Genomic DNA, 640 nt, shown 5'->3' on the forward strand with positions numbered 1-640 from the left:
CTTCGCTTCCTTCAGGATCTTACCCTGGGCGTCCACAACACACACGCTCGACAGTTCCAATGACACGTCGATTCCGGCATAATTCTCCACGGCTGTCCTCCGTCTCCAGATGCTTGGGGCCGACTCAAGTCGTGACCCCGTTTCATCATCTATCGGGGGACAGCCACCATCATGACCCCTTGCTCCGGAGCCGGGCCCATTACCGCATCTAGACATCGCCATCATCCAGCGCTTCTAATCCCCGCTCCTCCAGCCACCGCCTCGACTTGAGCCGCAGCTCCATCGGCAGCGACCGCACAGCGGTGATGCACTTGTGCATCGTGTTCCCGGTCGCAGCTCGTCGTGAAAAACGACGCCCTTGCGGGTTGCCCATTGCTTGAAGCGCTCGACAGCAGGATAGCGTTACACACCTGATTGTAGCGCGCGACGTCATCGGTGCCTGACGCATCGTTCATTTTCTTTCGACCACGTCGTGAGTTTCGTCCCAATCCGTTTTCATCTGTTGGGCGACTTCATCGATCAAAGCGAAGGCCTGCTCGCGTGTGGTTGCGATCTTGTCGATGTTCTCGGTGATATGCGATCTACACACCCCGATGATCGCGCAACGCTCACTCCCATCGTCGGCACCCCAGCCAACATG

The 640-nt window shown here is 58.0% G+C and carries 1 protein-coding gene; it reads right to left on the minus strand.

Annotated elements, in window-relative coordinates; all coding sequences use genetic code 11:
- Positions 1-451: 451 nt before the first annotated feature.
- The coding region (locus AC1DW2_RS43860) for a hypothetical protein (protein WP_477009220.1) at positions 452-640 on the minus strand (189 nt) is incomplete at its 5' end.

Source organism: Bradyrhizobium sp. P3_C3, from assembly GCF_056402655.1.